Origin of the sequence: Phycicoccus sp. DTK01, from assembly GCF_017312765.1 — a bacterium.
Lineage (GTDB): Bacteria > Actinomycetota > Actinomycetes > Actinomycetales > Dermatophilaceae > Phycicoccus > Phycicoccus jejuensis.
This window is the reverse complement of sequence record NZ_BOPU01000003.1, coordinates 366,253-391,276: the sequence shown is the minus strand read 5'-3', so window position 1 is coordinate 391,276 and position 25,024 is coordinate 366,253. Positions and strand designations below refer to the sequence as shown.

Here is a 25,024-nt window from a genome sequence, read left to right as displayed (position 1 = left end):
GTCAGCCGCGCCCGTGCACCAGCTCGTCGCGGAGCCGGCCGGCGAGCGAGGCCCGCATCCGGAAGAGCTCGACGTCGGCAGCGGTGACGGTGCTGCGCTCGACCCATCCGTCACCCACGGGCACGTCGCCGGCCTCGAGGGCGGCGACGCGCTGGCGGGTCGGCGGGTGGTCGGCGTCGACGGCCGTCGTGGGCGCGGCCTCGAGGCGGGAGCGCAGCTCGGTGGGCGCCGGCCGGTCGGCCGCCTCGATGGCGAGGAAGACGTCGGCCCCCGGTGTACGAGCGGCGTTGTGCGCGGCGGTCGCGCCGCGCGGCACCCCGACGCCGGCGAGCAGCCAGCCGCGCACCGCGGCGGGCCCGGCGAGCGCGGCGGCGCGCCGGTCGGCCTCGAACGCGGCGTGGTGCAGGGTCGGACGCCAGGCCCGGTCGAGGACCGCGTGGAGCGCACGGAAGGGCACCGCCACGACCTGCATCCCGGCACCGCCGACGGCCGCGGACGCCTGGCGACGCATGAGGTTGCCCGCCATCTCGTCACCCGGCCCGTAGTAGCCCATCGTCGAGGTCGCCTGCTCGACGGCCTTGCGGTCGGCGGTCACGGCTCGGACGGGCGTGAGGATCGTCCGGGCTCCCGAGAGCACGTCCCCGGCGAGGCGCACGAGGATGCCGGCCGGCCCCCGCCGGACGCCCGAGCAGCGCAGCTCGTGGGCGAGACCGGCGACCCGCTCCCCGGGGTCGAGGGCCGTCCACTCCGGCAGGCCGACGACCAGCGCGGCCCCGCCCAGGTAGCCCGTGGGGTGCACCCGGGTCGCGGCGACGGTGTCGACGAGCACGCGGGTCGGGGCGGCGACGCCCACCTCGCGCGCCACGGCGTCGACGAGCTCGTGCACGGCCGGCTGCTCCTCGCGGCTCGTCGCGACCGCCCGACGGTCGACGCGCGCGGGGCGCGGCACGAGCCGCCACAGCACCAGCGCGCCGAGGACTCCCCAGATCCAGCGGCTGACGCCGTCGTCGAGGACGAGCACGGCCACCCACCCGACGGCGAGCGCCAGCAGCGCGAGGACGACCAGCAGGGCGAGCAGGACGGCCGCCACCGCGGAGAGGGTCGCGGACGGGGCCCGGCGGGAGTCGGTCACCCGCCGAGGCTAACCTCGGGCGACCTCGCGTCAGGGCAGGCGCGGCGGCGGGCTCAGGCGCCGACCGTCCACTTCTCGCCGTCCCAGTAGCGGTGCCGGCGGCGGTGGTGCGGGGACGGGTACCAGCCCGGCGCCAGGGTGCCCCCACCCTTCGTCGCGTCCTTGATGACGCGCCGCGTGTGGAAGGTGGGGACGAGGGCCGCGAGGACGCCCGTCGCGCAGCCCACGGTGAGGACGTAGAGCCCGACCCCCGCGTCGACGGTGGTGGCCGAGAAGGCGTCGAGGACGGCCGGGGCGGACTCGGCGAACCACGACGGGCGGCCGACGGCCGCACCGGGGTCGAAGAGCAGCATCCAGAAGGCGAAGGTGACGAACGAGCCGGCCATCAGCCCGACGAGGGCCGCGAGACGCCACACCCCGCCGACGAACCGGAGGCGGGTGAGGATGAGCGCGACCCCCATGAGCAGCGCGACCGCGCCCGACAGGACGAGGTACTCGCGGAAGCCGTCGGCGAGGCGGACGGACGTGCCGTCCGCGCGCAGCCCCAGCGCGGCCCACACGTCGGGGGCCACCGCGCCGCGCCCGACGGTGTACACGGGCAGCAGCGTCCCGAGCATGACGACGGCGCTGCCGAGGGAGAGGGTCAGCCCGGCGACGGCGTGGCTCCTGCGGTGCCTGACCTGCGACATACGACTCCTCCCGGCGTGCTCGAGGCGAGTGTGACACCCGGTGGGCGCGTCCGCGGCCGGTTCCGGCGAAGTCGGTCCCCTCGACCGGAGGGGGGTCGCTCAGCGGGTCGCGACCGCCGCGCGCAGCAGCCGCCACAGCTCCTCGACGTCCGCCCGCTCGGTGGCCTCCGCGCCGACGGACACCCGTACCATCCAGCGGCCGTCGAGGCTGCTGGCCCCGAGGAAGACCCGGCCGGTCGCGTTGACGGCCTCGAGCCAGGCGAGGGTGTGCGCGTCGAGCTCCTCGCCCGTCAGCCCCTCGGGCTCGTGGACGACGCAGACCGTCTGCAGCTCGACGGGCGCCAGCACCCGCCATCCCGGCTCGGCCTGCACCTGCTCGGCGAGCCAGCGGGCGTTCGCGAGGTCACGCCGCAGCCGCTCACGGATGGCCTCCACGCCGTCGAGCCGGAGGTGGAACCACAGCTTGAGCGCGCGGAAGCGTCGGCCCAGCGGGATGCCCCAGTCCTTGTACTGGACGACCTGGTCGTCGGTGCTCGCCCGCAGGTAGCTCGGGGTCGTCGACATCACCGAGACGAGGTGGTCGACGTCGCGGACGTAGAGCAGGGAGGTGTCGAGGATCGTGCCCATCCACTTGTGCGGGTTCCACGCGAGGCTGTCGGCGTCGTCGACCCCCGCGAAGAGGTGGCGCATCTCCGGCAGGAGCATCGCCGAGCCGGCCATCGCCGCGTCGACGTGCACCCACGCCCCGTGCTCGCGGGCGATCTCGACGATGGCGGGGACGGGGTCCATCGCCGTCGTGCCGGTCGTGCCGACCGCGGCGACGACGACCGCCGGCACGCGACCGGCCGCGGCGTCCTCGGCCATCGCCCGGCGCAGGGCCGCGGGGTCCATCGCGTAGGTCACCGGGTCGACGTCGACGTAGCGCAGGTTGTCGGCCCCGAAGCCGGCGAGGAGGACGGCCTTGGGGACCGAGCTGTGCGCCTGCGGCGAGGTGTAGGCGACGAGTGGCGCCTCGAGGGACTGCAGGCCGCCGCGGTGCTCCGACCCGTCGCTCGCGCGCTCGCGGGCGGCGAGCATCGCGACGAGACACGCGGTCGAAGCGGTGTCCTGGATGGCGCCGCGCCACTCCGGGGCGAGGCCGCAGAGGTCGCGGAGCCAGTCGGTGACGACCTGCTCGACCTCGGTGAGCGCCGGTGCCGACTGCCACGTGATGCCGAGCGCGCCGACGCCCCCGGACGCGATGTCGCCGAGGACGCTGGCGAGGCTCGCGTTGCTGGGGAACCAGCCGTAGAAGCCGGGGTGCTGGGTCTGGGTGACGCCGGGGACGACGACTCGGTCGAGGTCGGCGAGCACGTCGGCGAACGGCTCCGGCTCGGTGGGGGCGTGGGCCGGGAGGGCCTCGCGGACCTCGCCCGGTCGGACCTGCGCGGCGACCGGGAGGTCCGGGACGCGGCTGCGGTGGTCGGCGATCCAGTCGATGAGCTGGTGTCCGGCGGCGCGGAACTCCTCGGGCGTCATGGGCGCCATTCTGCCCACGCGTGGTGGTCCCGGCCGCGTGCGCCCCGCGCCTCAGCCCGCACGTGCGGGCTCGTCGCTGTCGGACACAGGGTCTGACAGCGATCACCCCGCACGTGCCGGGTCTTCCCCCGTCGTCGGCCGGATCGCGTGCTCGGGTGGGCTGGGTGGCCGCGGTCAGCTGGGCGACGGCGTGGCCGTCGACGGGGCGTAGGTGATCTTCACGGCCTTCGGGACGCTGACGAGCGCCGCGGCGTCCGTCACCGTGAACGTCTGCGCGCGGCACGTCGAGGTCGGGAGCGTCGTCACCGAGTAGGGGGACGCCGTGCTGCCGTCGCCCCCACCCACGACGACCGGGATGCGCGGCGAGTCGGTCGTCGCCTGGCAGCCCGCGAGGCCGAGGAGCGACCACAGCTGCGACCCCGCCTCGGAGTCGACGCGCACCATCTCACCGACCACCGGCGCCGCGGGTGACTGTGGCTGCTCCCCCGGGTCCGACAGCGCGAGGACGTAGGCGATACCACCGATCGCCGCCATGGCACCGGCGCCCACCATCCTCCGGGTCCCCGACCTCGTGAGGCCACGCGAGAGTGTGAAGTACTCCGCCTGGGCGAGGAGCTGGGATCGCGAGTGGGTGTAGACCGCGAGGTTGTGCGTGAGGATGCGGTGGTCCTCCTCGAGCTCGGCCACCGCAGCCCTGGCGGCCACCTCCCCCTGCTTGCCCGCCCGGTCCACCGCGGCGGCCCTCGCCGCGGTGAGGGCCCCGTCGACCTCGAACAGGGCCGCTCGCACCCCGCGCAGCCTGGTCTGGAGGTCCGCCACCGTCCGGACCCGCACCGGCAGAGCGACCCCGGTGCCCGCCGACTCGATCTCCTGGACGAAGTCCGGCGGGAGCCGGTGCAGCTCGTACATCTGCGGACGCAGCAGGTCGGTGGCCTGGGCGATCAGCCATCCCACCCCGGCGAGGCCGGTGACACCGGCGACGAACGCGGCGCCGAGCTGGTAGGGATGCTGCTGCCAGCTGAGCGCAGGGGTGGTGACGAAGCCCTTGGCGAACATCAGGGCCCCCACCGCGGCGAGGGCCGTGATCACCCACCTCACCGTCGTGCGGACGGCCTCCGCACCCGCTGCCCATTCCCGGGGGGCGGGCAGCGTCGGGTCCTCCGCCGCGGGCGCCGGCCCGTCGACGGCCGGCTTGACCGTGGCCGCGAGGGACCAGGATCCCGCGGAGGGGGGCGTGGTCACGCGCCGACGCCCTCGTCCTCGGGCGCCTCGGCGGCCGTCCCGAGGTCCTCGTCGGGGACGCGGTGGTCCGGGGCGACGTCGGCCCCGAGCGGCTCCCACTCACCCGGAGGCTCGAAGTAGATCTCGCGCTCGCCGGTCACCGGGTTGCGTCGCAGCTCGCCGTTCTCGGGCATGTCCCTCTCCTCCCGCCGGTGGCGGAAGGGTAGCGACGATCGAGGGTGACTGACCAGACCCCCGGCTCGCGCGGGGGTCCTCCCGGCTCGAGACCCCGGAACATCGACGAGACCCCGGCTCGGAGCCGGGGTCTCGTGGACTTTTCGGGGTGACCCCGAAATGTGGAGGTACGAGGGGCGTGGGGTGCGCGGCTCAGAGGTTGATCATGTGGCCGGCGATGCCCTCGACGGCCTCCTTGACCGCCTCGGAGAGCGTCGGGTGCGCGAAGACGTTGCGCGACACCTCGTCCGCGGTGAGGTCCCACTTCTGCGCGAGGGTCAGCACGGGCAGCAGCTCGGTGACGTCGGGGCCGATCATGTGGGCGCCGATGATCTCGTTGTGCTCGGCGTCGGCGACGACCTTGACGAAGCCGACGGCGTCGCCGAGGCCCATCGCCTTGCCGTTGGCCGAGAACGGGAACTTCGCCGTCTTGACGTCGTAGCCCTTCTCCTTGGCCTGCGCCTCGGAGTAGCCGAACGAGCCGATCTGCGGGTGGCAGTAGGTGGCGCGCGGGATGAAGTCGTACTCGACCGGCATCGTCTCGGCGCCGCAGAGGTGCTCGGCGGCGACGACGCCCTGGGCCTCCGCGACGTGAGCGAGCATCAGCTTGGCGGTGCAGTCGCCGATCGCGTAGACGTTCTCGACGTTGGTGCGGCCGTACTCGTCGATGGCGATGGCGCCGCGCTCGGTCAGCTGCACGCCGGTGGCCTCGAGCCCGTAGCCCTCGGTGCGCGGGGCGAAGCCGATGGCCGACATGAACTTGTCGGCCTCGAGGACCTGCTGGTCGCCGCCGGCGGCGGGCGAGACGGTGACGCGGACGCCGGAGCCGGTGTCCTCGACACCCTCGACCTTCGTCGAGAGCATGACCTTGACGCCGAGCTTCTTGTAGTGCTTGAGGAGCTCCTTGGAGATCTCCTCGTCCTCGGTCGGGACCATCCGGTCGAGGAACTCGACGATCGTGACGTCGACGCCGAAGTTCTTCAGGACGTAGGCGAACTCGACGCCGATGGCGCCCGAGCCGGCGATGACGATCGAGCCGGGGAGGTTCTCGTCGAGGATCTGCTCCTCGTAGGTGACGACGTTCTGCGACACCTCGACGCCAGGAAGCATCCGGGTGACGGCACCGGCCGCGATGATCAGGTGGTCGAAGGTCAGCTGACGGGTCTCGCCGTCGTTGAGCGCGACCTCCATCGAGGTGGCGCTGGTCAGCGTGCCCCAGCCGTCGATCTCCTCGATCTTGTTCTTCTTCATGAGGAAGTGGACGCCCTTGACGATGCCGGCCGACACCTTGCGCGAGCGCGCGTGCGTGGCACCGTACTTCATCGTCGCCTCGCCCTCGATGCCGTACAGCTCCTTCTCGTGCTGGAGCGTGTGGGCGAGCTCGGCGTTCTTGATGAGCGCCTTCGAGGGGATGCAGCCGACGTTGAGGCAGACCCCGCCCCAGTACTTCTTCTCGACGACCGCGACCTTCTTCCCGAGCTGGGAGGCGCGGATCGCCGCGACGTACCCACCAGGACCAGCACCGAGCACCACGACGTCGAAGTCAGCCATGTTCGTCAGCCTATCGGGCGCAGCCCGGCGCCCTGATCCCGCGTCCGGACGGACACGCCACGGCCCGTTCTCCGGCGCGACTGCGCTGCGTCCTCCTACAGTGCCCCGGTGACGCGACGAAGCACGGTCAACGGGATCCCGGCCCTCTGGACGGAGGGCCCCGAGCCGTACACGGCCGCGCTCGTCGTGGGGGCAGGGGTGTGTGACGAGACCCTCCGCACGGCCGGGGTCGCGCACCTCGTCGAGCACCTCGTGATGGCCGCGATGCCCCGGACCACCCTCGAGACCAACGCCTGGGTCGACGACGAGCTGACGGTGTTCCACGCCACCGGCCCCCGGGAGGCGGTCGACGAGTGGCTCGGCACGCTCTGCCGGGTGGTGCGCGACCTGCCGCTGGAGCGGCTCGAGGTGGAGGCCCGGGTGCTCGAGGCCGAGGACGGAGCCGCCGCGCCGCCGGCGCTGGCCTTCATGGCGGGCGCCCGGTACGGGACCGACGGGGTCGGTGCCCTCGGACGTCATGGCGCGCCGTCCAGGACGCTGACCCGCGACCACGTGCGGGACTTCGTCGCCCGTCGGTACGTGAGCGGCAACGCCGTCGTCATCTCCACCGGCGCGCCGCCCGAGCACGCCGACGTCCGGCTGCCGGACGGCGCGCGTCCCACCCGGCCCGAGGCGCGGGAGTCCCGCCTCGCGCTGCCCGGGTACGTCGCCGACCCGCCGGTCCCCCTCGCGTCCTGGCTGGTGGAGCGCACCCCGGTCGCGCCGGTCCTGCTCACCCTGGTCATCGAGGCGCTGACCCGGTCGCTGCGACACGACCAGGGACTCGTCTACGAGGTCGACGGCGGCTCCTCGCCCGTCGACGACGCGACCCTCCTCGCCGTGCTGTGGGCGGACGGCGCCGAGGAGGGCCAGGTGCGGGTCCTGGAGTCGACCGTCGGGGTGCTGCGCGACCTCGCGGCGTCCGGGCCCGAGCCGTCCGAGCTCGCGCACGAGCAGGCGGTGGCGCGCCAGCGGCTGACCGACCCCCGCGGGACGGTCGACCGGCTCGTGGTCGGTGCCTACCGGCTCCTCGCGGGCCGGCCGGTGCGCACGGCGGAGGAGGAGAGCACCGACGTCGAGGCCGTCACGCGCGAGGACGTGGCCCGCGCCGCCGCTCGCGCCCTCGAGACCCTGCTGCTCGCCGGGACCCGACCCGTCCCGGGCGGTATCGCCGGGGTGCCGGACCGGACCGACGACGAGCCGCCACCTGTGCCCGAGGTGACGGGTCGTCCGTGGACCCGCCGGCTGCTCAGCACCGCGCCGAGGGACCTGCGGGTCGTCATCGGCGAGTCAGGCATGACGCAGACCGCCCACGGCCACCGGCACGGCGGGTCCTGGGCTGACCTCCGGGGCGTCGCGCAGGGGCCGGACTTCCGCGCGCTCGTCTTCGCGGACGGCGGCCAGACCACCGTGTGGCCCGGCCATCTCAGGAACGGCGCGGAGGCCATCGCGGAGATCGACCGGCGAGCAGGAGTCCTTGCCTTCGAGGTCGACGCCGACTGGCTCTGAGCCGGACGTCCCCGCAGGCAGCTCAGCCCAGCCCGCGCAGGGTGAGGTGCACCGCGCGCGTCACCGGCGCGGCCGTCGAGCCGCCGGAGCCGCCCTGCGCGACGACGGCGGCGACGACCCAGCGCGGCCGGGTGGCCGGTGCGTAGGAGACGAACCACGAGGTGTCGCGCTTCCCGACGACCTCGCCGGTGCCGGTCTTGCCCGCGACCGGCCAGTCCGCCGGCATCCCGGCGAAGGCGGCGGCGGCCGTCCCCGAGGTGACGACCCTGCGCAGGGCCGAGCGGAGGTAGCGGTCGGTGGCCGCGCTCATCGGCGCCCGGTGGGTCGGGCCGGGGTCGATCGCCGTCCGCTCGCCCGAGACCGGGTCGACGAGGGCCGCCCCGACGCGCGGGGTGCGGACGGTGCCGCCGTCGGCGATCGCGCCGTAGAGGACGGCCATCTGCAGGGGCGTCGCGAGGACGTCGCCCTGCCCGATGGCGAAGTTGGCCGCGTCGCCGGCGCGCAGCTGCCAGCCGGTCGCGCAGTTCTCGCGCGCGACCTCGGTGAGGAAGCGGCGCCGCTCGCGGTCGGCGACCTCCGGGTACCCGGTCCGCGCCCGGCGGCACAGCTCGTCCTTCTGCTGCTCCCACTGCGCGCGTCGCCAGGTGCGGTCGGGCACCCGGCCGGCCGACTCGCTCGGCAGGTCGACGCCCGTCGCGCGGCCGAGGCCGAGGCCCTGTGCGGTCGAGGCGAACGGGTCGGGGGTGGTGGCCGGCGCGTCGGGGCCGCCCTGGCGCAGCCACGCGTCGTGCGCGAGCCGGTAGAAGACGGTGTCGCAGGAGATCTCGACCGCCGTCGCCAGGCTGATGCGGCCCCGCGGCGCGCTGTCGACGTTCGTGAAGTCGCGGTTCCCGATCCGGTAGACCGCCGGGCAGTCGTAGGTGGCGCGCAGCGAGCGCCCGTCGCGGACGGCCGCGGCGACCGACGCGGGCTTCATCGTGCTCGCCGGGGCGAAGCCCACGTCGGTGGCGCGGGACAGCATGGGCGTCCCCGCCGCGGGGTCGGTGAGGCGCCGGTAGTCGGCGGACGAGATGCCGCCGGTCCACACGTTGGGGTCGTACGTCGGCAGGCTGGCGAGGGCAGCCACCGCGCCGGAGCGGGGGTCGAGGACGACGACCGCGCCGGAGTCGGCCGGCCATCCGCGGCCGCGCGCGCGTCGCATCTCCGTCGCGAGGGCCTTCTCGGCGCGGGCCTGCACGGCCGCGTCGAGCGAGGTGACGAGGTCACGGCCGGGAACGGGGTCGACCCGCGACACCACCCCGGTCACGAGGCCACGGGCGTCGACCGACACGACGGTCCGCCCGGGGGTCCCCCGCAGCTCCCGGTCGTACTGCTGCTCCAGCCCCGCGCGTCCGACGAGGTCGTCGGGTTGCAGCGTCGGGTCGGCCGCGAGGTCCTCCGCGGTCGCCCGGCCGAGGTAGCCGAGCACCTGCGCGGCCTGGGCGCCCGCCGGACGGGGGTAGGTCCGGACCGGGACCGAGGACACGGCGACGCCGGGGAACCGGTCGGGGCGCTCGACGAGCGAGAGCGCGCGGGCCGCGTCGACGTCCGCGGCGAGCGGGACCGGCACCTGGGCGGACCCGGCCCAGCACGCCGGAGCGGCCGGGGCGCCGTCCTCGCCGCACAGCCAGAGCCTCCCGAGCAGGTCCTCCGGCGGGCGCCCGAGCACCCGGGCGACCTCGCGGACCTCGGCCTGGGCGGCATCACGGTCGTCGGCGACGACCCGGCGCTCGAGGGTGACGACGGTGCTCGTCCGGTGCCCCGCCAGCTCGCGGCCGTGGGCGTCGAGGATGCGCCCGCGCACCGCCGGCACGAGGACCGTCCGGGTGTCGAGCGCGACCGCGCGGGCGGCGAGGTCGTCGGCCTGCGCGAGCTGCACCTTGCCGAGCCGGACCACGAGCCCGGCGAAGGCGAGGACGACGGCCACGAGCACCGCCGTGACGCGGCCGCGCCGGCCGACGACGCTCATCCGAACCTCCGCCGCACCACCGCGCGCTCGGCGCGGACCACGAGCGGGACCACGAGCGCGGCGACGGTCGCGGTGAGCAGCACGCGCACCACCACCTCGCCGAGGTCGACCGGCGCCCGGACCGACAGGGCCCGCAGCACGTCCGCCCCCTCGACGAGCCCCGACACGACGAGGGCGCTGCCGGCCACGCGCGCTGCGCCCACCGGGCCCTCGACGCGCAGGCGGCCGGCGAGCAGCCCGGCCCCGGCGTAGACGAGGGCGTGCAGCCCGAGCAGGTCGGCGCCGGGCGGCACGAGGTCGAGGGCCCATCCACCGGCGAGCCCGGCGAGCGCGCCCGCGACGGGTCCGCGCCAGAGGGCCCAGCCGACGACGAGCACCGCGACAAGGTCGGGCACCGGCCGCACGTGCCGGGCCGCGAGCGCGGCGAGCAGGACGGCCGCGAGGACGAGGAGGGCGGTCCGCGCGAGGAGCCCGAGGGGTCGCATCATCCCCCCGCGGTCGCGGACGGGCGCGGCTGCGCGCGGCGCTCACCGAGGACGACGCCGACGACGTCGAGCGTGGCGGGCGCGACGGCGGGGGTGACGACCCCGCCGGCCGTCGGCCGTCCCCGGGCGTCGTCGACGGCGGTGACCGTCCCGACGACGAGGCCGGCCGGGAACGGCTGGTCGCCGGGGCTGCCGAGCGTCGTCACGGTGTCGCCGATGGCGAGGGCTCCGCCGGTGACCGGGGCGAGCGCGAGGGTGCCGGGCTTCGGCGCGGGCGCGCCCGCGGGCGCCGCCGCGGACACCTCACCGAGGACGCCCCGCGGGCCGACCCGCACGCCGACGGCGACCTCGCGTCCGCCGAGGAGCAGGACGTCGCACGTCCACGGCCCGACCGCGACCACGCGGCCGACGAGCCCGTCGGCGGTGACGACGGCGCGGTCGGCCTGCACCCCGTCGCGCGCCCCGACGTCGAGGGTGACCCGCTCGGGCCCCGCCGGTCCGGACGGCCCGACCCCCACGACGCGGGCCGCGACGAGGGTCAGCCCGCGCAGGGTGGGGGTGTCGAGCAGCGCGTCGGCACGCTCGGCGGCGGCCAGGCGCTGCTCGGTGTCGGCGAGGCGCGTCGTCAGGCGGGTGTTCTCGGCCCGCAGGCGCGCGGCCTCGTCCTCGCGCGGACCGACGGCGCGCTCGAGCGGCCCGAGACCGGCGGCGGCGAGACCGCGGACGGGTGAGGTGTCGACGGCCCCGGACAGGTCGAGCGCGAGGACGAGCGCGGTCGCGACGGCGAGCCCGGCCACGACGCGCCGGCCGCGGGGGCGGCGGTGTCGGTCGCGGGTCACGGCCGGCGGGTGTCGACGAGGACGCGGTGGAGCGTGGCGAGCTCCTCGACGCACCGGCCCGCGCCGCGGGCGACGGCGTGCAGCGGCTCCTCGGCCGCGCGGACGGGGACCCCGAGCTCGTGCGAGAGCCGTTCGTCCAGGCCGCGCAGGAGGGCTCCCCCGCCGGTCAGGGCGATGCCGCGGTCGACGACGTCGCCGGCGAGCTCGGGCGGGCAGACGTCGAGGACGGACCGGACGAGGTCGACGATCCGGGCGACCGGCGTCTCGATGGCCCGGCGCACCTCGGCCGAGCCGATGGTCACCGTCTTCGGCAGCCCCGTCACGAGGTCACGCCCCCGGACCCGCTCAGTCAGCTCCTCGACGAGCGGGAAGGCCGACCCGACGGCGATCTTCAGCCGCTCCGCGCTCGACTCCCCGAGCAGCAGCGAGTACTCGGCCTTGACGAAGGAGACGAGCGCCTCGTCGATCTCGTCACCGCCGAGGCGCACCGTGCGGCTGACGACGATGCCGCCGAGGCTGATGACCCCGACGTCGGTCGTGCCGCCGCCGATGTCGACGACCATCGAGGCCTCGGTGCCCTCGACGGGCAGGCCGGCGCCGATGGCGGCGGCCATCGTCTCCTCGACGACGTGGACCCGGCGCGCGCCCGAGCGCAGCGTGGCGTCCTCGAGGGCGCGGCGCTCGACGCTCGTGATGTCGCTCGGGACGCAGACGACGACCCGCGGCCGGCGCAGGCGCGAGGGGGCGACGCGGTCGACGAACCAGCGGATCATCCGCTCGGTGACGTCGGCGTCCGAGATGACGCCGTCGCGCAGCGGCCGCACGGCCGTGACGGCCTCGGGGGTGCGCCCGAGCATCTCCTTGGCGCGGCGGCCCGCGGCGACGAGCTCGCCGGTGCCGGCGCGGACGGCGACGACCGACGGCTCGTCGAGGACGACGCCGCGGCCGCGCTCGTAGACGACGGTGTTGGCGGTGCCGAGGTCGATGGCGAGGTCCCTCCCCCGGACCCATCCCGTCGACCAGCCGCTCATGCGGTGCAGGCTAGGCCGGGCCCGCCGGTGGGCCGGGGACGCAACGCCGGGGAGGGGCGAGGCGCTCCGGCATCCCGTGGTCGGTGTGACGGGAGTGACGCGTGGTGCCTCGCCGGGGCGGGCGGCGCGCGCCTTGCCCGACATGACTGCGCCTCACCCGAGAACCGTTGTCGGGTGAGGCGCGGGCGTATCGGGTCACCCGATACGCGTGGTGCTCGTGGGGCTCAGAGCTCGGGGAACCAGATGCCGATCTCGTGGGCGGCCGACTCCGGGGAGTCCGAGCCGTGGACGATGTTCTTCTGCACCTTGGCGCCCCAGTCGCGGCCGAGGTCGCCGCGGATCGAGCCGGGCGCGGCCTTCGTCGGGTCGGTGGCGCCGGCGAGCGAGCGGAAGCCCGCGATGCACTGCTCGCCCTCGATGACGACCGCCGTCACGGGGCCGGAGGACATGAACTCGACGAGCGGCTCGAAGAACGGCTTGCCCTCGTGCTCGGCGTAGTGGCGGTGCAGCATGTCGGTCGTCGGGCTGACGACCTTGAGCGCGGCGAGGCGGTAGCCCTTGGCCTCGATGCGGCGCAGGACCTCCCCGGTGAGGCCGCGGGCGTAGCCGTCGGGCTTGACGAGGACGAGGGAGCGTTCGGTGGTCACGCGCCCAGCCTAGTCGGCGGCGACCGCGCCCCCGGCGGCCACCTCGGCCTCGTGCCGGGCGACGAGCGCGTCCGCCTTGACCCCCTGGACGAGCAGCAGCACCCACAGCGCCGTGAAGACGACGGCGACCCCGATCATCGCGGGGACGAGCACCGCGCTCAGCCAGGTCGCGAGCTGGACGAGCCAGCCGAGGGTGATGCCGTACGGACGGCGCATCAGGCCACCGGCGACGACCGCCGCGAGCGCCAGCCCCATCCCGACCCACAGCAGGCGGCTGCCGTCGTCGGGACGCCCGTCGGCGATGGCCTGCGCGCGGGCGACGAGCGCGAAGAACGACAGCACGATCGCCTGCCCGACGAGGACGACCGCCAAGAGACGGAACGTCAGCTTGCCCTGCTGCCCGTAGAGGTGCAGGCGCCTCATCGAGGCCCGCCGCTCTTCCAGCTGTAGGTCTCGACCGCGGCCTTGGACTGCGCGAGGCTCGCTCCGGTCGCCGCACGGTAGTGCTTGATCGCCGCGACCGCCTGCCCCTGCGCGAGCGAGGCGTCGATGACCTGCCGCACGTCCGCCGAGAGCTCCTCCACCGGGGTGAACGTCACGTCGGCGCCGCCCTGCTGCGCGCGCACCGCCCGGACGACGTACCAGACGGCCACGAGCGCGGCCACGATCAGCACGAGCTTGAGCAGGGTCATGCGTCCAGCGTAGGCGAGCCCGCCGGGAGGCCCTGACATCCGTCACACACCGACGCGCGCGGACGTCACGGCGCTCTCGTGACGGCCGACCGAGGCGTCCGGCCACCGCCCACGGGAGGGTCGTGGCCATGGACGCGATCACCCTCAGGGGACTCCGCAAGCACTTCGGCGACGTGCGCGCCGTCGACGGCATCGACCTCACGATCGGCCAGGGCGAGGTCGTCGCGCTGCTCGGCCCGAACGGCGCCGGCAAGTCGACGACGATCGACCTCGTCCTCGGCCTCGGCACGCCGAGCGACGGCGACGTCTCCGTCTTCGGGATGCACCCGCGCGAGGCCGTCGACCGGGGTCTCGTCTCGGCGGTGCTGCAGTCCGGCGGCCTCCTCAAGGACCTGACGGTCCGCGAGAGCGTCGAGTACACCGCCGCGCTCTTCCCGTCCGCGCGGCCGGTCGACGAGGCGCTCGAGGCCGCGGGCGTCACCGCGATCGCCGGCCGCCGCATCAAGGACTGCTCCGGCGGCGAGCAGCAGCGCACCCGCTTCGCGATGGCGCTCGTGCCCGACCCCGAGCTCGTCGTCCTCGACGAGCCGACGACCGGGATGGACGTCTCCGCCCGCCGCGCCTTCTGGCAGGCCATCCACGCGGACGCCGCGCAGGGGCGCACCGTCGTCTTCGCGACGCACTACCTCGAGGAGGCCGAGACCTGGGCCGACCGCGTCGTCGTCGTCCGCGGCGGACGGGTCGTCGCCGACGGCACGCCGGCCGAGCTCGGTGCGATGAGCGCGGGCCGCGTCGTGCGGGCCACCCTGCCCGGCGCCGACGCCGACGCGCTGCGGGCGCTGCCGGGCGTCGTCGAGGTCGAGGTGCGCGGCGCCGCGATCTCCGTCGTGAGCACCGACTCGGACGCCCTCGCCCGGCACCTGCTCACCACCACCGCCGCCCGCGACCTCGAGATCGCCGGCCGGCGCCTCGAGGACACGTTCGTCGCGCTCACCAGCGAGGACGCCACCGCCCCGACGACCGAAGGACTCCCCCGATGACCGCCCTGCCCACGTCGACGGCCCGACCGGCCCCGCGCCGCCCCCTGCTCAACCCGACCGTGCTGCGCATCGAGCTGCGCCGGCTCCTGCGCAACCGCCGCGTCCTCGTGTTCACCTTCGTCTTCCCCGCGGTGATGCTCGTCTTCATCGGCAGCCAGATCACCGGCCAGGACGACGTGCTCGGACCGCACGCCGTCGCCAACGTCGGCGCCTACGTCATGGCGAGCATGGCGGTCTACGGCGCGGTGATGGCCTCGACGTCGGCCGGCGCGTCGGTCTCGATCGAGCGCGCGGCCGGGTGGAGCCGGCAGCTGCGGCTCACCCCGGCCCGACCGGTGTCGCACGTCCTCGTCAAGATGCTCGTCGCCGTCGTGCTCGGCACCTGCGCCACGCTGGTGACCTTCGCCGTCGGCGCCGCCACCGGGACCGCGCACCTCACCCGGCTCGCGCCGTGGTGGCAGATGGCGCTCGTCATCGTCGTCGGGTCGCTCGTCTTCGCCGCCTTCGGGCTCTTCATGGGCTACCTGCTGCCCAGCGAGAACGCGATGCAGTTCCTCGGGCCCCTGCTCGCCGTCCTCGCCATCCTCGGCGGGCTGTTCTCGGGACCGCTCCCGACCGACTCCCTCTACGGGCAGATCGCGCAGTACACCCCGATCTACGGCCTGAGTCAGCTGGCCCACTGGCCCCTGACGCTGACCACCGCCGGCACGCACGACGCCTTCCACGTCTCCTGGGTGCTCGACCTCGTCGTCTGGGGTGCGCTGTTCGTCGCGGGAGCCGTGTGGCGCTTCCGCCGTGACACCGACCGGGTCTGACACCCTGTGAGCGTGACGGGGCGGCCCTGGGCGAGCCGGCGGGACGAGGACGACCTCGTCGCGCCGGTCCCGGCGTCGGCGGGGGTCGCGCGGCGGCTCATCGGGCTCATCTGGGTCGTCTACCTCCTCGAGCCCCTCGTCACCGCGTGGCGGACGACCGGGGCGGACCGGGTGGCCGGCGTCGGCCTGCTCGCGCTCTTCGTCGTCGTCTACGTGTGGCACTACGTCGTCTCCCCGCTGCCGGGCGTCTCGCGGTCGGGCGTCACGACGCCGGAGGGCGGCCCGTGGCCGCGCGCCCTGCGCTTCGCCCTGCTCTCCGCGCTGTCGGCCGGCTGCGTGCTCGTCATCGGGCAGACGGCCACCGCGACCTGGGTCTTCGTCGCCGTGTCGGCGATGTGGACCTTCGGCGGCTGGGTCCCCTACGTCATCGCGGTCGGTCTCGCCGCGCTCTACGAGGTTCTCGCACACCGGGTCCCGGGGTGGGAGCGCGACAACAGCCTGAGCTTCGCCATCGCCTTCGCGGTGCTGGCCATCACGAGCGGGATGGTGGCCGTCCGCCGCTCGCGCGACCTCGCCGAGGCCCAGCGCGAGAACGCCCGCCTCGCCGTCGAGGACGAGCGCAACCGGGTCGCCCGCGACCTGCACGACATCCTCGGCCACTCGCTCACCGTCATCCGGGTCAAGGCCGAGCTCGCGGCCCGGCTCGTCGACCTCGACCCGGCCCGCGCGAAGGCCGAGGTGGAGGAGGTCGAGTCGCTCGCCCGTGAGGCGCTGGCCGACGTCCGCGGGGCGGTCGAGGGCTTCCGCGAGATCTCGCTCGCCGGCGAGATCGCCCGCGCACGGGCCGCGCTGTCGTCAGCGGGCATCGAGGCCGACCTGCCGCGCCGGGTCGACGGGGTCGCCCCCGACCTGCGCGAGCTCTACGCGTGGACCGTCCGCGAGGGCGTCACGAACGTCATCCGGCACAGCGGGGCGAGCACCTGCCGGGTCACCATCGACGACGGCGGCCTGCGCCTCGCCGACGACGGACGGGTGCCGCCCGGAGGTCCCGCCGCCCGCTCGGCCGGCCACGGTCTGCGCGGGCTCGCCGAACGAGCGCGCACCGCCGGCGCCGTCCTCACCGCACGCCGCCTCGAGCCCCGCGGCTTCGAGATCGTCGTCTCCGCCACCGACACCGGGAGCCGTTCGTGACCCCCATCCGCGTCGTCCTCGCCGACGACCAGGCCCTCGTGCGCGGCGCCCTCGCCGCGCTGCTCGACCTCGAGCCCGACCTCGAGGTCGTCGGCCAGGCCGAGGACGGCGAGCACGTCGCCCGCATCGTCGCCGAGACCACGCCCGACGTCGTGCTCATGGACGTCGAGATGCCCGGTGGTGACGGCATCGACGCCACCGCGCTGCTGCGCGAGCGCCACCCCGACGTGCGGGTGCTCGTCGTCACGACCTTCGGCCGGCCGGGCTACCTGCGCCGGGCGATGCAGGCCGGCGCGTCCGGGTTCGTCGTCAAGGACACCCCGGCCCACGCCCTGGCCGATGCCGTCCGGCGCGTGCACGCCGGGCTGCGGGTCGTCGACCCGGCGCTGGCCGCGGACTCCCTGGCGCTCGGCGACTCCCCGCTCACCCCGCGCGAGACCGAGGTGCTGCGGGCCGCCGAGTCGGGCGCGACCATCGCGCAGCTGGCCCGGACCCTGCACCTCTCGGAGGGCACGGTGCGCAACCACCTCAGCTCCGTCATCGGCAAGACCACGGCACGCAACCGCGCCGACGCGGTGCGCGTCGCCCGCGAGGCCGGCTGGCTCTGAGGCCGCGCTGCCGGCGGTCAGACGTCGGTGGTGCCGAGGAGCATCCGCACCTCGGCGGCCGTGACGACCGAGCCGGTGGCGAGGACGCCGCCGGCGACGCCGCCCTCGTCGGCGAGGCCCGCCGCCCGGTCGAGTGCGTCCGGCAGGTCGTCGACGACGGTGACGCGGTGCTCGCCGAAGATCTCGGCCGCCAGCTCGCCGAGCTCGCGCGGGCGCATCGAGCGGGGCGAGGTGTTGCGGGTGACGACGACCTCGTCGAGCAGCGGCTCGAGGACCTCGAGCATCTCGGCGGCGTCCTTGTCGGCCATGACGGCGACGACCCCGACGAGCTTGACGAAGGTGAACGCGTCCGACATCGCGTCGCGCAGCGCCCGGGCACCGGCGGGGTTGTGGGCGGCGTCGACGAGGACGGTCGGGCTGCGACGGACGATCTCGAGGCGGCCGGGCGAGTCGACCGCGGCGAGACCGGCGCGCAGGACCTCGACGTCGAGCGCCTGCTCGCCACCCCCGACGAACGCCTCGACGGCGGCGACGGCCACGGCGGCGTTCTGCGCCTGGTGGGCGCCGTGCAGCGGCAGGAACAGGTCGGGGTACTCGCCGGCGAGACCCTTGAGCGACAGCTGTTGACCGCCGACCGCGACCTCGCGTGTCGTGACTCCGAAGTCGTTGCCCTCGAACACGATCCGCGCACCGACCTCGGCGGCGCGGTCGACGAGGACCTCGGCCGCGTCGCGGTCGTCCTGCACGCCGGACACGGCGATGCCGTCGGCCTTGATGATGCCGGACTTCTCCTGCGCGATCTCGGCCGGCGTGTCCCCGAGGAAGTGCCGGTGGTCGACGTCGATCGGCGTGATGACGGACACCGGGGCGTCGACGACGTTGGTGGCGTCCCACGCGCCGCCCATCCCGACCTCGACGACGGCGACGTCGACGGGCAGGTCGGCGAACGCCGCGTAGGCGACCGCGACGAGGACCTCGAAGTACGTCATCCGCGGGCCGCCCTCGGCCGCCGAGCGCGCATCCACGATCTCGACGAACGGGATGACGTCGTCGTAGGCGGCGAGGAAGCGCTCGGCGTCGACCGGGCGACCCCCGACCGCGATCCGCTCGAGCATCGAGTGCAGGTGCGGGCTGGTGAACCGGCCTGTCTTGAGGCCCATCTCGCGCAGCACCGACTCGATGATGCGCGCGGTGCTGGTCTTGCCGTTGGTGCCGGTGACGTGCACGACCGGGAAGGTGCGCTGCGGGTCGCCGACGAGCTCCATGACGGCCGCGATGCGGTCGAGCGAGGGCTGGAGGTCGTGCTCGGGCGCGCGGGAGAGGATGGCCTCCTCGACCTCGCGCAGGCGCTTGCGGACCTCGAGGGCGTGCGCGGCCTCGCGCTGGGCGGCGTCGGGTGCAGGGCTCACCCGCCCATCCTCCCGCATCCCACGGCCGCCCCGGGAACCGGCCGGTGCCCGCTCACGCGGGGCGGCGGGCCACCGCGCAGCGCGCGGTCGCGCCGAGCGTGAACGGCCCACCCGTCCCGCCGAGGCGTTGCTCGACGCCGGCGCGCACCCGGGCGCGCTGCTCCTCGGGCAGGCCGAGGAGGTGGCTGCCCGCCGGTCCGATGCCCGCGAGGAAGCCAGTCCAGAGCTCGTCGACGTCCGCGTAGGTCGACGACACGGCCAGCACGCTCTCCTCGACCTCGCCCAGCCCGGCCGCCGAGAAGAGGTCGGCGATCTCGCCCGGCCGCCCGAACCGGAGGGTGCGTGCCTCGTCGGGGGCCTCGGGGTCGACGTCGAGGGCGGCGTCCCAGTAGAGGCGGAGCATCTCCATCCCGGCCGAGAACTCCCAGACGCAGGCGGCCACCGTCCCGCCCGGGCGCACGACGCGGACCATCTCGGCGGCGGCCGCGGTGGGCTCGCTCACGAAGTGCAGGACGAGCTGCGCGAGGGCGACGTCGTGGGTCCCGTCGTCGACCGGCAGCGCCTCGGCCCGCCCCTCACGCACGTCGACGCCCGGGCACCGCCCGCGGCATGAGGCGACGAACGGCGGGGACGGGTCGACGGCGGTGACGGCCGCAGCCCCGAGCCGGTCCACGAGCACCTCGGTCAGGGCGCCCGGACCGCAGCCGACGTCGAGGGCGCGCTGCCCCGCTGCCACGCCGGCGGCGTCGGCGAAGACGGGGGCCAGCGCCCGGGAGTATCTGCCCATGAAGCGGTCGTAGACCTCGCCCGGCTGCCGGAAGGTCCGGGCACCGTCCACCTCGTCGCTGGCCATGGCTCCTCCTCGCCGGCGGGGCGCGGGCGCGTCCGTGGGCAACCGGTCACGCTACGCCCGAGCACCGGCGCGGCGACAGCCCTCGCCGACGGGCGGGTCGCCACGAGGACGCCACACAAGACAACAGTTGGTTATGGATTGCATAACCGTTGCTTTTTCATCTACGGTCGTCGCATGAGCTCGCCCCGATCGTCGACCTGCTCCCCGGCGCCCGTGCCGGCGGGTCGTCGCTGTCCGCGCTGACCGCTCCGCACGCCCGACCTCCCCCACCGATCGCCGTCGAGCGGCCGCGCCCTCGCGCGCCGTGACGGCCCCTCCCGCACGCACCGCCACCCGAAGGATCCGCCATGACCGTCATCTCCCGACCCCGAACCCTGACCACCCCCCTCGAGGCCGCCCGCCGGCTCGCCACCGATCCCGCCCTGTGGCGGCCCGCCGTCGACTTCGACCCCGCGCGCCGCTACTACCGGCGCCTGCTCGCAACCGAGGGGCACGAGGCCTGGCTGCTCACGTGGCTCCCGGGTCAGCACACCGAGTGGCACGACCACGGCGGCAGCGCGGGCGCCTTCGTCGTCCTCCAGGGCGCGCTCGTGGAACGGACCGCCGCGCACGGGCTCGTCCGCGGGCTGCGGCGCGTCCACCGGCGCGGCGACGCGCACGGGTTCGGGGCGCAGTACGTCCACCGCGTCTCGAACGAGGGCCCGGACCCGGCCGTGTCGCTGCACGTGTACGCCCCGCGGCTGGCGTCGATGACCGACTACGAGGAGCATGACGGGGTGCTGCAGCCCGTCGTCACCCGCACCGCGGAGGCCTGGTGACCAGCCGCGTCGACCTCCTGCTCTCCGCGGCGCGCGACCGCATCGAGCGTCTGACCCCGGCGCAGGCGCACGCCGAGCTCGCCGCCGGCGAGGCGGTGCTCGTCGACATCCGGCCGGCCGCGCAGCGCGCCGAGGAGGGCGAGCCCGAGGGCGCGCTCGTCGTGGAGCGCAACGTCCTGGAGTGGCGCTTCGACCCGACGAACGACGCCGCGCTGCCCATCGCGAGCGACGACCTGCGCGTCGTCGTCATCTGCCAGGAGGGGTACACCTCCTCGCTGGCCGCCGCCGCACTGCGCGACGTGGGGGTGCTGCGGGCCGCCGACGTCGACGGCGGCTTCGCGGCGTGGCGCGCCGCGGGCCTCCCAGAGCGCTGACCTGCGATTCGAGTGCGGAGGTGGTCGCCCGGACAACCACCTCCGCACTCGAGGCGGGGAAGGGGGGCCGGGGTCAGGGCCGGACGGCGGCCAGCAGGACCATGTCCCGCCACTCGTCGCCGAGGCGGTGGTGGTCGCGCAGCAGCCCCTCGCGGACGTAGCCGTTCCGCTCCGCCACCACGAGGGAGGCGGTGTTCCACGGCTCGACGTACAGCTCGACGCGGTGCGCCACCTCGACGCTCCACGCGAACGTCGTCAGTGCCCGCAGCGCGTCCGTCGCCAGGCCGCGGCCCCGCCACGACGGCGCGACGGTGTAGCCGGCCCGGAAGCGCCCGTGCCCGAGGTCGTCGACCCACAGCCCGGCGGTGCCGACCGCCTCGTCGGTGTCCGCGAAGGCCACGCAGAAGCTGAACCCGCGCCCCTCCCCGAGGCGCCCGTGCTGCCGCTCGAGGTAGGCGAGGGCATCCGCCTCGTCGGCCCCGGCAGGCAGCGTCGAGATGACCGGCACGTAGGGGTCGGTGGCGAGGTCGAGCACCATCGGGAGGTCGGCGTCCCGGAACCCTCGCAACCGGACCCGTCCGGCGGCCGGTGGGACCACGGGCCACGTCAGCACGGAGTGCGGGCCGTCGTCGGCGCCGTCCACGCCGCTCTCCCCGGGTCCGCCGCGCTTCACCCCGGAACCGTTCCCGGGTGGAGCGCGGCCGTATCGGGTGACCCGATACGCGTGGGACCCGTGGAGAAGCGGCCGGCCGGCAGGGTCACCGGCGGGTGACCCGCACGTGCGCCGTGTGGCCGTCGCCGACCGTGACGACCGCGACCCGCTCGCCGTCGGGCGAGTCGAGCGCGTCGACCCGCTCGGCCAGCGTCTCGCCCGCGACGAGCGCGCCGTGGGCCTCGACCGCGGCGTCGACCTCGGGGTCGCCCGACACCTCGAGGAGGATGCGGTCCGACACCTCGAGCCCGGCGTCCTTGCGGGCCTGCTGCACGGCGCGCACGAGGTCGCGCGCGATGCCCTCGCGGGCGAGCTCGGGCGTCACCTCGGTGTCGAGGACGACGAAGCCGCCGCCGGGCAGCATCGCCGTCGCCAGCGAGCCGCCGGCGCCGCCCTCGACGACCGTCTCGAGCGTGTACTCGCCCTCGACGAGCGCCAGCCCGCCGGAGGTGACGGTGCCGTCGTCGGCGACCGACCAGTCGCCGGACTTCGAGCCCTTGATGGCGGTCTGCACGTCGCGGCCGAGGCGCGGTCCGGCCGCGCGGGCGTTGACCGTGAGGCGCTGCGAGATGCCGAAGTCGGACTCGTGCGCCTCGGCCACGTCGAGGACCGTCACGCCCTTGACGTTCAGCTCGTCCCGGACGATGGCCGTGAACGGCGCGAAGCCCTCCGGGTCGGCCGTCACGACGGTCAGCTCGCGCAGCGGCAGGCGGACGCGCAGGCCCTCGGCCTTGCGCAGCGACGAGCCGGTCGAGCACACCGCGCGCACCTGGTCCATCGCGGCGACGAGCGCGTCGTCGGCCGGCAGGTCGGCCGCGGCGGGCCAGTCGGCGAGGTGCACCGAGCGGCCGCCGGTCAGCCCGCGCCAGACCTCCTCGGTGACGAGCGGCAGGAGCGGCGCCGCCACGCGGGTGAGGACCTCGAGCGCCGTGTAGAGCGTGTCGAACGCCTGCTCCGCGGCTGGGGAGTCGCCGGACCCGGTGTCCCAGAACCGCTCTCGCGACCGCCGGATGTACCAGTTGGTCAGCACGTCGACGAACTGCCGGACCGACTCGCTCGCGCCGGGGACGTCGGAGGCGTCCATCTGCGCCTCGACCGTGCCGACGAGGTCGTGCAGCTTCGCGAGCAGGTAGCGGTCGAGCGGGTCCGTGGATGCCGTCGACCAGCGCGCCTCGTACCCCGCGCCGCCGTTCGCGGCGTTGGCGTAGAGCGAGAAGAAGTACCAGACGTTCCAGAGCGGGAGGATGACCTGCCGGACGCCCTCGCGGATGCCCTCCTCGGTGACGACGAGGTTGCCGCCGCGCAGGATCGGGCTCGACATGAGGAACCAGCGCATCGCGTCGGCGCCGTCGCGGTCGAAGACCTCGCGGACGTCCGGGTAGTTGCGCAGCGACTTGCTCATCTTCTGGCCGTCGTTGCCGAGGACGATGCCGTGGCTGATGCACGAGCGGAACGCCGGCCGGTCGAAGAGCGCCGTCGCGAGGACGTGCAGCGTGTAGAACCAGCCCCGCGTCTGCCCGATGTACTCGACGATGAAGTCCGCCGGGAAGTGCGCGTCCTCGGTCTCGGTGCCGGCGAACCAGTCCGCGTTCTCGAACGGGTAGTGCACCTGCGCGTACGACATCGAGCCGGAGTCGAACCAGACGTCGAGGACGTCCTCGACGCGGCGCATCGTCGAGCGGCCCGTCGGGTCGTCGGGGTTGGGCCGGGTCAGCTCGTCGACGAACGGGCGGTGCAGGTCGGGGTTGCCGTCGCGGTCGCGCGGGAGATCGCCGAAGTCGCGCTCGAGCTCCTCGAACGAGCCGTAGACGTCGATCCGCGGGTACGCCGGGTCGTCCGACTTCCAGACCGGGACCGGGCTGCCCCAGAACCGGTTCCGCGTGATGGACCAGTCGCGCGCGTTCTCGAGCCACTTGCCGAACTGACCGTCCTTGACGTGCTCGGGCGTCCAGGTGATCTGCTGGTTGAGCTCGACCATCCGCTCCTTGACGGCGGTGACCTCGACGAACCACGACTCCACGCCCTTGTAGATGAGGGGCTCGCGGCAGCGCCAGCAGTGCGGGTAGCTGTGGTCGTAGGACTCGCGGCGCAGCAGCACCGTGCCGGGCGAGACCGCACCGGTCGCGCCCTCGCCGCGGGTCGCGGCCTTGAGGTGGTCGATGACGAGCGCGTTGGCGTCGAAGACCTGGATGCCCTCGTAGTCGGTGACCGGCGCGGTGAAGCGGCCGTCCTTGCCGACCGGCATGACCGCCTCGATGCCCTCGCGGTCGGTCACCTCCTTGTCGACCTCACCGAAGGCGCCGGCGGTGTGGACGACGCCGGTGCCGTCGGTGGTGGTCACGGCGTCGTCGGCCGCGACGATGCGGAAGGCGTTGGCGTGGCCGGCGTAGTAGCTGAACGGCGGGGTGTACGTACGGCCCACGAGGTCGGCACCCTGGTAGCGGCCGACGACGGTGAACTCGCCCTCGGCGGAGGCGAGCTCGCGCTTGTACGCCTCCAGCCGCGCGTCGGCGAGGACGTAGCGGGCCGTGCGGTCGGTGCCGGGGACGGGCGCCTCGACGACCACGTACTCGATGTCGGAGCCGACCATCGCCGCGAGGTTGCTCGGCAGCGTCCACGGCGTCGTCGTCCAGACGAGCAGGTGCGCGCCGTCGAGGACCGGGTCGGCGCCGGTGTCGTCGAGGAGGTAGCCGACGGTGACCGACGGGTCCTGCCGGTTCTGGTAGACCTCGTCGTCCATCCGCAGCTCGTGGTTGGACAGCGGCGTCTCGTCGTTCCAGCAGTACGGCAGGACGCGGAAGCCCTCGTAGACGTAGCCCTTGTCGTACAGGGACTTGAAGGCCCAGATGACCGACTCCATGTAGTCGGCGTTCATCGTGCGGTAGTCGTGGTCGAAGTCGACCCAGCGCGCCTGACGGGTCACGTAGTCGCGCCACTCGCCGGTGTACTTCATGACCGACTCGCGGCAGGCCGCGTTGAACTTCTCGATGCCCAGCTCGAGGATCTCGTCGGTCGTCTTGATCCCGTTGAGGCGCATCGCCTCGAGCTCGGCCGGGAGGCCGTGGGTGTCCCAGCCGAAGCGCCGCTCGACGCGCTTGCCCTTCATCGTCTGGTAGCGCGGGACGACGTCCTTGACGTAGCCGGTCAGGAGGTGGCCGTAGTGCGGGAGGCCGTTGGCGAAGGGCGGGCCGTCGTAGAAGACGAACTCGTTCTCGCCGCGCTCCCCCGCGTCGCGCTGCTCGACCGAGGCCCGGAAGGTGTCGTCGGCCGCCCAGTGCGCGAGCACCGCCTCCTCGACCTCCGGGAGGCGCGGGCTGGCGGGGACGCCGAAGGCCGCACCGGTGTGGTCGCCGGTGGTGGACACCTTGGGGTAGGTCATCGGGGCTGCTCCTGCGGGTCGTCGACTCGTGGGGTCGAGGACGACGGCTCCGGCTGCTGACCGGGCACCACCGCGGTACCACCTCGCTTGCCGCCCCGGAGGGCGACCGCTCTTGCACCAGGTCGTGACGTGACCCCGACGTCCGGGTCTAGTGAGGACTCGCGTCCCGTTCTTCCGGAGGCTCACCGCTGATGACGGCTCGAGCGCCTGTGGGCCCGATGATACCGGGG

24 protein-coding genes are annotated in these 25,024 nt (G+C 74.7%); 7 read left to right on the top strand and 17 right to left on the bottom strand.

Going from position 1 to position 25,024, the window contains the following annotated elements; genetic code table 11:
* Position 1 precedes the first annotated feature (1 nt).
* From J3473_RS09325 to lpdA, 6 genes are all read right to left on the bottom strand, one after another.
* On the bottom strand, positions 2 to 1,132 hold the full coding sequence (locus J3473_RS09325; RefSeq protein ID WP_207022845.1) for a hypothetical protein: 1,131 nt from the start codon (positions 1,130 to 1,132) through the stop codon (positions 2 to 4).
* Positions 1,133 to 1,185: 53 nt separating this feature from the next.
* Positions 1,186 to 1,821, bottom strand: a complete 636-nt coding sequence (locus J3473_RS09320; protein WP_207022844.1) for a DUF2510 domain-containing protein — start codon at positions 1,819 to 1,821, stop codon at positions 1,186 to 1,188.
* Between the two features lie 99 nt (positions 1,822 to 1,920).
* Positions 1,921 to 3,339 (bottom strand): pyridoxal-dependent decarboxylase, encoded by a 1,419-nt coding sequence (locus tag J3473_RS09315; RefSeq protein WP_207022843.1) that lies wholly within the window; start codon positions 3,337 to 3,339, stop codon positions 1,921 to 1,923.
* Between the two features lie 174 nt (positions 3,340 to 3,513).
* A complete protein-coding gene (locus tag J3473_RS09310) occupies positions 3,514 to 4,581 on the bottom strand; it encodes a hypothetical protein (RefSeq protein ID WP_207022842.1) in 1,068 nt (355 codons plus the stop codon).
* Entirely contained in the window at positions 4,578 to 4,754 is a 177-nt protein-coding gene (locus tag J3473_RS09305; RefSeq protein ID WP_207022841.1) for a hypothetical protein, read from the bottom strand. Before J3473_RS09305 ends, J3473_RS09310 begins: the two co-directional genes overlap by 4 nt.
* Positions 4,755 to 4,947: 193 nt before the next feature.
* Positions 4,948 to 6,345 (bottom strand): dihydrolipoyl dehydrogenase, encoded by a 1,398-nt coding sequence (gene lpdA / locus J3473_RS09300; protein WP_207022840.1) that lies wholly within the window; start codon positions 6,343 to 6,345, stop codon positions 4,948 to 4,950.
* 108 nt (positions 6,346 to 6,453) lie between these two features.
* Here lpdA and J3473_RS09295 point away from each other — a divergent pair, with 108 nt between their 5' ends.
* A complete protein-coding gene (locus J3473_RS09295) occupies positions 6,454 to 7,893 on the top strand; it encodes a pitrilysin family protein (RefSeq protein WP_207022839.1) in 1,440 nt (479 codons plus the stop codon).
* Positions 7,894 to 7,915: 22 nt separating this feature from the next.
* Here J3473_RS09295 and mrdA read toward each other — a convergent pair whose 3' ends face one another.
* From mrdA to J3473_RS09260, 7 genes are all read right to left on the bottom strand, one after another.
* Positions 7,916 to 9,901, bottom strand: coding sequence for a penicillin-binding protein 2 (gene mrdA, locus J3473_RS09290; RefSeq protein ID WP_207022838.1), 1,986 nt, complete (start codon positions 9,899 to 9,901; stop codon positions 7,916 to 7,918).
* The gene (locus J3473_RS09285; RefSeq protein WP_207022837.1) at positions 9,898 to 10,389 is read right to left on the bottom strand and encodes a rod shape-determining protein MreD; all 492 of its coding nucleotides are present in this window, start codon (positions 10,387 to 10,389) and stop codon (positions 9,898 to 9,900) included. The genes mrdA and J3473_RS09285 overlap by 4 nt, the downstream gene beginning before the upstream one ends.
* Positions 10,386 to 11,225 carry a rod shape-determining protein MreC gene (mreC, locus tag J3473_RS09280; RefSeq protein ID WP_207022836.1) on the bottom strand — a complete coding sequence of 280 codons (840 nt, stop codon included), beginning with the start codon at positions 11,223 to 11,225 and terminating at the stop codon, positions 10,386 to 10,388. The genes J3473_RS09285 and mreC overlap by 4 nt, the downstream gene beginning before the upstream one ends.
* Complete coding sequence (locus J3473_RS09275) at positions 11,222 to 12,256, bottom strand: rod shape-determining protein (RefSeq protein WP_207022835.1); 1,035 nt, start codon at positions 12,254 to 12,256, stop codon at positions 11,222 to 11,224. The genes mreC and J3473_RS09275 overlap by 4 nt, the downstream gene beginning before the upstream one ends.
* A gap of 224 nt (positions 12,257 to 12,480) precedes the next feature.
* Entirely contained in the window at positions 12,481 to 12,903 is a 423-nt protein-coding gene (gene ndk / locus J3473_RS09270) for a nucleoside-diphosphate kinase (RefSeq protein ID WP_030527382.1), read from the bottom strand.
* A gap of 9 nt (positions 12,904 to 12,912) precedes the next feature.
* A complete protein-coding gene (locus J3473_RS09265; RefSeq protein WP_030527383.1) occupies positions 12,913 to 13,326 on the bottom strand; it encodes a DUF4233 domain-containing protein in 414 nt (137 codons plus the stop codon).
* A complete protein-coding gene (locus J3473_RS09260; RefSeq protein WP_030527384.1) occupies positions 13,323 to 13,595 on the bottom strand; it encodes a hypothetical protein in 273 nt (90 codons plus the stop codon). Before J3473_RS09260 ends, J3473_RS09265 begins: the two co-directional genes overlap by 4 nt.
* A gap of 128 nt (positions 13,596 to 13,723) precedes the next feature.
* On the opposite strand from J3473_RS09260, the gene J3473_RS09255 reads away from it, so the two are divergent.
* Genes J3473_RS09255 through J3473_RS09240 form a run of 4 tightly spaced genes read left to right on the top strand, consistent with a single transcriptional unit; the run spans position 13,724 to position 17,249 of the window.
* A complete protein-coding gene (locus J3473_RS09255; RefSeq protein WP_207022834.1) occupies positions 13,724 to 14,635 on the top strand; it encodes an ABC transporter ATP-binding protein in 912 nt (303 codons plus the stop codon).
* Positions 14,632 to 15,450: an ABC transporter permease gene (locus J3473_RS09250; protein ID WP_207022833.1), complete on the top strand. Its 819-nt coding sequence runs from the start codon at positions 14,632 to 14,634 to the stop codon at positions 15,448 to 15,450. Before J3473_RS09255 ends, J3473_RS09250 begins: the two co-directional genes overlap by 4 nt.
* 12 nt (positions 15,451 to 15,462) lie before the next feature.
* On the top strand, positions 15,463 to 16,641 hold the full coding sequence (locus tag J3473_RS09245) for a sensor histidine kinase (RefSeq protein WP_242525788.1): 1,179 nt from the start codon (positions 15,463 to 15,465) through the stop codon (positions 16,639 to 16,641).
* Positions 16,638 to 17,249 carry a response regulator transcription factor gene (locus tag J3473_RS09240; RefSeq protein ID WP_030527388.1) on the top strand — a complete coding sequence of 204 codons (612 nt, stop codon included), beginning with the start codon at positions 16,638 to 16,640 and terminating at the stop codon, positions 17,247 to 17,249. Before J3473_RS09245 ends, J3473_RS09240 begins: the two co-directional genes overlap by 4 nt.
* Positions 17,250 to 17,266: 17 nt before the next feature.
* Here J3473_RS09240 and J3473_RS09235 read toward each other — a convergent pair whose 3' ends face one another.
* Both J3473_RS09235 and J3473_RS09230 read right to left on the bottom strand, forming a co-directional pair.
* Entirely contained in the window at positions 17,267 to 18,676 is a 1,410-nt protein-coding gene (locus J3473_RS09235) for a folylpolyglutamate synthase/dihydrofolate synthase family protein (RefSeq protein ID WP_207022832.1), read from the bottom strand.
* Between the two features lie 34 nt (positions 18,677 to 18,710).
* On the bottom strand, positions 18,711 to 19,511 hold the full coding sequence (locus J3473_RS09230) for a class I SAM-dependent methyltransferase (protein ID WP_207022831.1): 801 nt from the start codon (positions 19,509 to 19,511) through the stop codon (positions 18,711 to 18,713).
* Between the two features lie 347 nt (positions 19,512 to 19,858).
* On the opposite strand from J3473_RS09230, the gene J3473_RS09225 reads away from it, so the two are divergent.
* A complete protein-coding gene (locus tag J3473_RS09225) occupies positions 19,859 to 20,329 on the top strand; it encodes a cysteine dioxygenase family protein (protein ID WP_051750316.1) in 471 nt (156 codons plus the stop codon).
* Positions 20,326 to 20,703 (top strand): rhodanese-like domain-containing protein, encoded by a 378-nt coding sequence (locus tag J3473_RS09220; protein WP_207022830.1) that lies wholly within the window; start codon positions 20,326 to 20,328, stop codon positions 20,701 to 20,703. Before J3473_RS09225 ends, J3473_RS09220 begins: the two co-directional genes overlap by 4 nt.
* Positions 20,704 to 20,776: 73 nt before the next feature.
* Here the strand turns inward: J3473_RS09220 and J3473_RS09215 are convergent, their stop codons facing one another.
* Both J3473_RS09215 and ileS read right to left on the bottom strand, forming a co-directional pair.
* Entirely contained in the window at positions 20,777 to 21,346 is a 570-nt protein-coding gene (locus J3473_RS09215) for a GNAT family N-acetyltransferase (protein ID WP_242525787.1), read from the bottom strand.
* Between the two features lie 115 nt (positions 21,347 to 21,461).
* Entirely contained in the window at positions 21,462 to 24,794 is a 3,333-nt protein-coding gene (ileS, locus tag J3473_RS09210) for an isoleucine--tRNA ligase (RefSeq protein ID WP_207022829.1), read from the bottom strand.
* Positions 24,795 to 25,024: the final 230 nt, after the last annotated feature.

Coding starts and splice junctions, on each gene's coding strand:
- J3473_RS09320 (WP_207022844.1), bottom strand. CDS start 1,821: ATGTCGCAGGTCAGGCACCGCAGGAGCCACGCCGTCGCCGGGCTGACC.
- J3473_RS09315 (WP_207022843.1), bottom strand. CDS start 3,339: ATGACGCCCGAGGAGTTCCGCGCCGCCGGACACCAGCTCATCGACTGG.
- J3473_RS09305 (WP_207022841.1), bottom strand. CDS start 4,754: ATGCCCGAGAACGGCGAGCTGCGACGCAACCCGGTGACCGGCGAGCGC.
- lpdA (WP_207022840.1), bottom strand. CDS start 6,345: ATGGCTGACTTCGACGTCGTGGTGCTCGGTGCTGGTCCTGGTGGGTAC.
- mrdA (WP_207022838.1), bottom strand. CDS start 9,901: ATGAGCGTCGTCGGCCGGCGCGGCCGCGTCACGGCGGTGCTCGTGGCC.
- J3473_RS09285 (WP_207022837.1), bottom strand. CDS start 10,389: ATGATGCGACCCCTCGGGCTCCTCGCGCGGACCGCCCTCCTCGTCCTC.
- J3473_RS09275 (WP_207022835.1), bottom strand. CDS start 12,256: ATGAGCGGCTGGTCGACGGGATGGGTCCGGGGGAGGGACCTCGCCATC.
- J3473_RS09265 (WP_030527383.1), bottom strand. CDS start 13,326: ATGAGGCGCCTGCACCTCTACGGGCAGCAGGGCAAGCTGACGTTCCGT.
- J3473_RS09260 (WP_030527384.1), bottom strand. CDS start 13,595: ATGACCCTGCTCAAGCTCGTGCTGATCGTGGCCGCGCTCGTGGCCGTC.
- J3473_RS09255 (WP_207022834.1), top strand. CDS start 13,724: ATGGACGCGATCACCCTCAGGGGACTCCGCAAGCACTTCGGCGACGTG.
- J3473_RS09250 (WP_207022833.1), top strand. CDS start 14,632: ATGACCGCCCTGCCCACGTCGACGGCCCGACCGGCCCCGCGCCGCCCC.
- J3473_RS09235 (WP_207022832.1), bottom strand. CDS start 18,676: ATGCGGGAGGATGGGCGGGTGAGCCCTGCACCCGACGCCGCCCAGCGC.
- J3473_RS09230 (WP_207022831.1), bottom strand. CDS start 19,511: ATGGCCAGCGACGAGGTGGACGGTGCCCGGACCTTCCGGCAGCCGGGC.
- J3473_RS09225 (WP_051750316.1), top strand. CDS start 19,859: ATGACCGTCATCTCCCGACCCCGAACCCTGACCACCCCCCTCGAGGCC.
- ileS (WP_207022829.1), bottom strand. CDS start 24,794: ATGACCTACCCCAAGGTGTCCACCACCGGCGACCACACCGGTGCGGCC.